Genomic DNA, 5424 nt, shown 5'->3' on the forward strand with positions numbered 1-5424 from the left:
AACCTGTTTGCCGAGGACAAGGAAAATATCGAGCGCGCCTACCTTGCGGTCGTGTGGGGTGTTCCCCGCCCCCGTTCAGGTGATATCGAAGGCAATATTGGCCGCAGCCCGCGCAATCGGAAAAAGATGGCAGTGGTCAAAAAAGGGGGGAAATATGCCCTCACACACTACAAGACTCTGCAAACTCGCGACGACTCGTTGGCGTCCCTTGTTGAATGCCGTCTTGCAACCGGACGGACGCATCAAATTCGTGTTCATATGAACTATATTGGGCACGCACTTGTATGTGATCCGGTTTACAGCCGAAACAGACCGGCTGGTAAACTCAACCTAGAAGCGCAACAGATTTTGAACGCATTCAACAAACAGGCGCTGCATGCCCGAACGTTAGGATTTCTGCACCCTCGCACCGGTGCCTATATATCCACAGAGGCACCTATACCAGGTGACCTTTTGGCGTTAATAAAGGCCTTAGAACTATACCTTTGAATAGCCGATACTAGCCTTACTGTCTAATTTTCCATTGACGGTTTCTAATACTCCCGTATAAGCTCTTAAAAAGTGCAAGGGGTAAGATGCACTTTTAGAAAGCAATACGGGAGGCTTTGATGAAGCAAGGAAACGCTCTTCCAACTATCTCTCAAGATGGTCTCACGGTATACCTTCAACGTATACGCCGCTACCCGATGCTTACGCCGGAACAGGAGACGACCTATGCCTGTAATTTCCGGGACAAGGATTGCGATAAATCTGCTGAAAAACTGATTACCAGCCACTTGCGCCTGGTCGCCAAGATCGCGATGAGTTACCGCGGTTATGGCCTGCCGATCAATGAACTCATTTCCGAGGGCAATGTCGGCCTGCTGCAGTCGGTAAAACGCTTCGACCCGGACAAGGGCTTCCGCCTTGCGACCTATGCGATGTGGTGGATCCGCGCCGCCATTCAGGAATACATCCTGCATTCATGGTCGCTTGTGAAAATGGGTACGACTGCCGCACAGAAAAAGCTGTTCTTCAACCTGCGCAAACTCAAAAGCCAGATGCAGGCAATTGATGAAGGCGACCTTCAACCTGAACAGGTCGAACTGATCGCAACCAAACTCAATGTGTCCGAAGATGACGTTGTGATGATGAACCGCCGCCTGGCCGGACCGGATCACTCACTGAATGCGCCGGTCCGTATTGAGGGTGACGGTGAATGGGTCGACTGGATCGAAAGCGATGACGAAGACCAGGAAACCCTTTATGGCAAACGTGAAGAATTCCTGCAGCGCATGAGCATGCTCAAAAACGCGATGTCGCATCTCAATGATCGTGAGCGCGATATTCTGACGCAACGCCGCCTGCTTGAAAGCCCGGTCACGCTTGAAAACCTGAGCCTTGCCTATGGCATCTCTCGCGAGCGCATCCGTCAGATCGAAGTACGCGCCTTTGAAAAGGTCCGCAAATCGATCCATACGGACCTGCCCCACTAATACTGCCTGCTTTGCGTCCCTTCTGAAACAACTTGCGGCGGACATTGTCCGCCGCTTTCTTTTTTGCATGGTCTCTTTCAATCAGGTCACGCAGTGATCAGTTCCCGGACCGATCCACTTCCTTGATCAGACTATCGCCCCAAGTTTTGATAAGTCCGCGCTGTTTCTTGCGCAGTTCACTGACACGACGCTGGGCTGCCAGGTTCAGAACATTGGCAACAATTGGTGGCATGGCGAGGTATAGAAGCCAACCAAGGCCCGCGGCCCCATACATGATCGACAGCGCCAGCGGCTGGAAAACGGCCTGCGTTGCCCCGCCAACCGTTTGCGATGGCTGCATCCAGACTTCCAGAATGTAGGGCGCAACCCCTGAAAAGTTCAGACCGAAGACACACCGCGCCATTGTCCTGCCCGCGCTGCGATCAAAGATAAAGGCCACAAGTGACGGCAACAGCCCGACCGTCAACGTGATAAAGGTGGGAAGTGCGACCATGAACAGCAGCACGGCGGATGCAATAACCGACAAGCCGGAAAATGCGCTGCGACCGCCTTTTTTTGTGCCTGCTCGTTTACCCTTTGCCATGGCGATCCCTTAAAAGATATGCATCAAGAACAGCGCGGACACTGTCAGTAGTGCGATCATGGTAGACGCGAAAGCAGCCGCCTGTTGCCCGACCTTTTCGGCAAGCTCCATACGGGCCGGCCCTGAAGATTCAAGATCAAACACTTCGCTTTCCGCTTCGGAATATTCCGCGACGGCTTCGACAAACTCTGACTGGTCCTTGCGACGTTCCTGTTCGTCATTGATCAGATTATACAGTTCGACAAGGTTGCCGCGTTTGGCCAGTTTGGGAATCTCGGTCTCGACCCGTTCACGACGTGCCTTGCTATGGAATACCTTGATCGCCGGTTCCATCAAACGCGCCACCCAGTGCGACAGGTTCTGCAAATTGTCCGGCCCATGACGCCACTGCACAATCGCCAGCATGCTGATGATTGCGCGACTATATTCAACCTCGTCTGACGGGTTTTGCATCGCCAACAACTGCCCCTCGACATCGTCCTCGAGGCGGGCGGCGATGAAGGCGGCGATATGACGATCCACCGGCCAGCTTTCTTCGGATGCAGTCTCGGCTGCCTTTTCAAGAGCTGGCAGCAGATCTGCGATCTCGACGACATATTCCTCTTCGACCAGCGGGCTCAGGCAATGCTGGTTGCGCACGGTCGCATAGAGGCAGCGCTCATACCCGTAACCGGCACTTTGCTGCTGAATGTAATAGCGCAGGTTCTTGTAGAGCTGCTGTTGCCTCTGGACTTCGGGGCTGTATCCCATCTGACGGCCAAACCAGAAAGATGGAATATCGCGCACGATCACGTCGGCAAAACGTTGGGGCCCCTTTCCATGTTGGACATCATAGGACAGCATGAAACCAAGCCCGTCGACCATCGACGAAAACCCCTTGAACCGGATCGGGCCAGCCGGATCAAGAATCAGGATAGATCGCGCAACCAACACGTCCTCTGCCGACCGTTTATCCGTCCCGGCCCACTGCAGTTGTCGCATGGCATCCGATAGCGCCTTGGCGCGATCATTATCGCCAAGGCCACGCCGCAACCAGACTTCGACCGTGCTGTCACGCAACGGGCCAAGCGCGGTTACCCAGTTCTTGGCGATCCCCTGCGCCAGTGAACGCACGGTATAATAATCCCGACCAGCCAGGTTTTGAGACCGCGCTGCCCGCTTTTCTGTATTGGCCTGAACCGGTTTGGTCCGTCTTCCGTCCAGCCATGCGTTCAATTCGGCCAAGCCCCAGCGTTCTTCGGGGTCATCACACAACAGGCCACGAACAGGTTCAATCAGAACAAGCGGCAGCTTTTCGTGTGATGCGATTGCCTGAAACGACCCTTTGGCCAGTTTAAGTTCGATAATTTCCTGGTCATTCAGCTTTTTGAGTGGCTGGCGACCGATGCCAAGCTCGGCCAAAGTCATACCAAGCGCATAGAAATCGTCGGTCGCATTGCCTGAACCACGACCGGCAGGATCAGCGCTCATACGTGCTGTGGTCTCATAAACCGCTGGCTGATCATAACCGGGCGGGCCACTGGCACAATCGCCAAGCACGACCTTTTCACGCATGGGATCGGCAAAGAACAGGTTATCGGCGCGAATATTGCGGTGTGCCAGCCCCTTCTCACTGAAGGCCTGCATGGCATTCATCAGCGGCTCGACCACAACCGTGGCAATATCATGCTCATCGATGGCGAGTTTCTTGTGTTCGCGCGCAACGACCTTTCCGCCTGCCGGCTTTTCATAGAAAAGCACCATCGTCTTGCGACCAATTGGCGGCCAGTAGGCGGTTTCATAATCGATAAGGTCAATCTGACCGGCCATATGCATACCGGCCAGGAAGGTCAGATGGTCATGGCGGGTCGGAAGAACCGGATCGGTTACCAGCGCAAAGGCGCTGCCCTCTTCGCGGCGGAGATTGTCAGCCGAATAGGCCTTGCAATGGCCCATATCGAATTCGGGCATCCGCAAATCCAGAAAGACGCGAAAATTGCCGATCTCGACACTTTTGCCGCCTGCATTGATCGCGACACCATCAAGCTCAGGGGATTCTTCGGGTTCCTCAGGCGCAGATGCGCCGCCGCCCGGTGCATCCATCACCGGCCCTGTCGCAGCACCATTCGAAACGTCCTGTTCCTGATCTTCTGCTTGCTCTGCCATGGTCCCGATATTTCTTTACAGGTTATCATTCCCTGAGTGACGCACATACTTGGGCCAAAAGTCTTCCTGACCTAGCCCTCAGAACGCTATCCTCAAAAGGTTGATAAAACGATACTTGTGATCCCCCCTGTCGGCAAGCTGTTATCCCGCGACCGCAGTCACGGATGAACAGTAAGACCCGCAACTGTAAACAAAAAAGCCACCAGTCATAAACTGGTGGCTTTCGAAGTTCGTAAATTCAGGCAATCAGGCGCTGAACGGATCGTGCACCAGAATGGTGTCATCGCGCTCCGGGCTGGTTGACAGAAGCGCAACCGGCGCTTCAATCAGCTCTTCGATGCGGCGAACATATTTGATCGCTGTTGCCGGAAGATCGGCCCAGCTACGCGCGCCCATGGTCGTTTCCGACCAGCCGTCGATGGTTTCATAAACCGGTTTGGCTTTTGCCTGCAGACGCTGGTTGGCCGGCAGATGGTCATAGATTTTGCCATCAATGTCATAACCGGTGCAGATCTTGATTTCATCAAAGCCATCAAGAACATCCAGCTTGGTAAGCGCAATACCGGTGATGCCGTTGACCTTGACCGACTGACGGACAAGGGCCGCATCAAACCAGCCACAACGACGCTTACGACCGGTGACAACACCGAACTCGTGACCGCGCTGACCAAGACGTTCGCCGTCTTCATCAAACAGCTCGGACGGGAACGGACCTTCACCAACACGGGTGGTGTATGCCTTGGTGATACCCAGAACATAACCAACACCCGACGGGCCCATACCGGAACCGGCAGCAGCCTGTCCGGAAACAGTGTTCGACGACGTCACAAACGGATACGTGCCGTGATCAACGTCAAGCATCGTGCCCTGTGCGCCTTCGAACAGGATGCGTTTGCCCGCTTCCTTGAACTGATTAAGCGACTTCCAGACAGTGTCGGAGAACGGCAGGATTTTCGGTGCGATTTCCTTAAGCTGCGCGAGCAGTTCCGCACCATCGACTTCCGGCTGACCTAGGCCACGCAGAAGTGCATTATGGTGCGTCAGAAGGTTTTCGACCTTAGCTTCAAGCAGATCAGTGTCTGCAAGATCACCTACGCGGATCGCACGGCGGCCAACGCGGTCTTCATATGCCGGGCCAATGCCACGACCGGTGGTGCCGATCTTGTTGTCGCCCGATGCAGCCGCTTCGCGCGCACGATCAAGATTGCCATGCAGCGGCAG

General features: G+C 54.6%; 5 protein-coding genes. 2 read left to right on the plus strand and 3 right to left on the minus strand.

Features of this window, described 5'->3' with window-relative positions; genetic code table 11:
• On the plus strand, window positions 1-489 hold a 489-nt coding region (locus B3Z49_RS14380), incomplete at its 5' end, for an RluA family pseudouridine synthase (protein WP_296992123.1).
• A gap of 119 nt (window positions 490-608) precedes the next feature.
• Complete coding sequence (rpoH, locus tag B3Z49_RS14385; protein ID WP_040823769.1) at window positions 609-1475, plus strand: RNA polymerase sigma factor RpoH; 867 nt, start codon at window positions 609-611, stop codon at window positions 1473-1475.
• A 97-nt stretch (window positions 1476-1572) separates the two neighbouring features.
• Here the strand turns inward: rpoH and B3Z49_RS14390 are convergent, their stop codons facing one another.
• From B3Z49_RS14390 to B3Z49_RS14400, 3 genes are all read right to left on the minus strand, one after another.
• Window positions 1573-2058 carry a hypothetical protein gene (locus B3Z49_RS14390; protein ID WP_063089899.1) on the minus strand — a complete coding sequence of 162 codons (486 nt, stop codon included), beginning with the start codon at window positions 2056-2058 and terminating at the stop codon, window positions 1573-1575.
• Window positions 2059-2067: 9 nt separating this feature from the next.
• Entirely contained in the window at window positions 2068-4203 is a 2136-nt protein-coding gene (locus B3Z49_RS14395; protein ID WP_008890828.1) for a protein kinase family protein, read from the minus strand.
• A 246-nt stretch (window positions 4204-4449) separates the two neighbouring features.
• Window positions 4450-5424: adenylosuccinate synthase (locus B3Z49_RS14400; protein ID WP_296992127.1), on the minus strand; the 975-nt coding region annotated here is incomplete at its 5' end.

Source organism: Thalassospira sp. UBA1131, assembly GCF_002311515.1.
Classification (GTDB): domain Bacteria; phylum Pseudomonadota; class Alphaproteobacteria; order Rhodospirillales; family Thalassospiraceae; genus Thalassospira.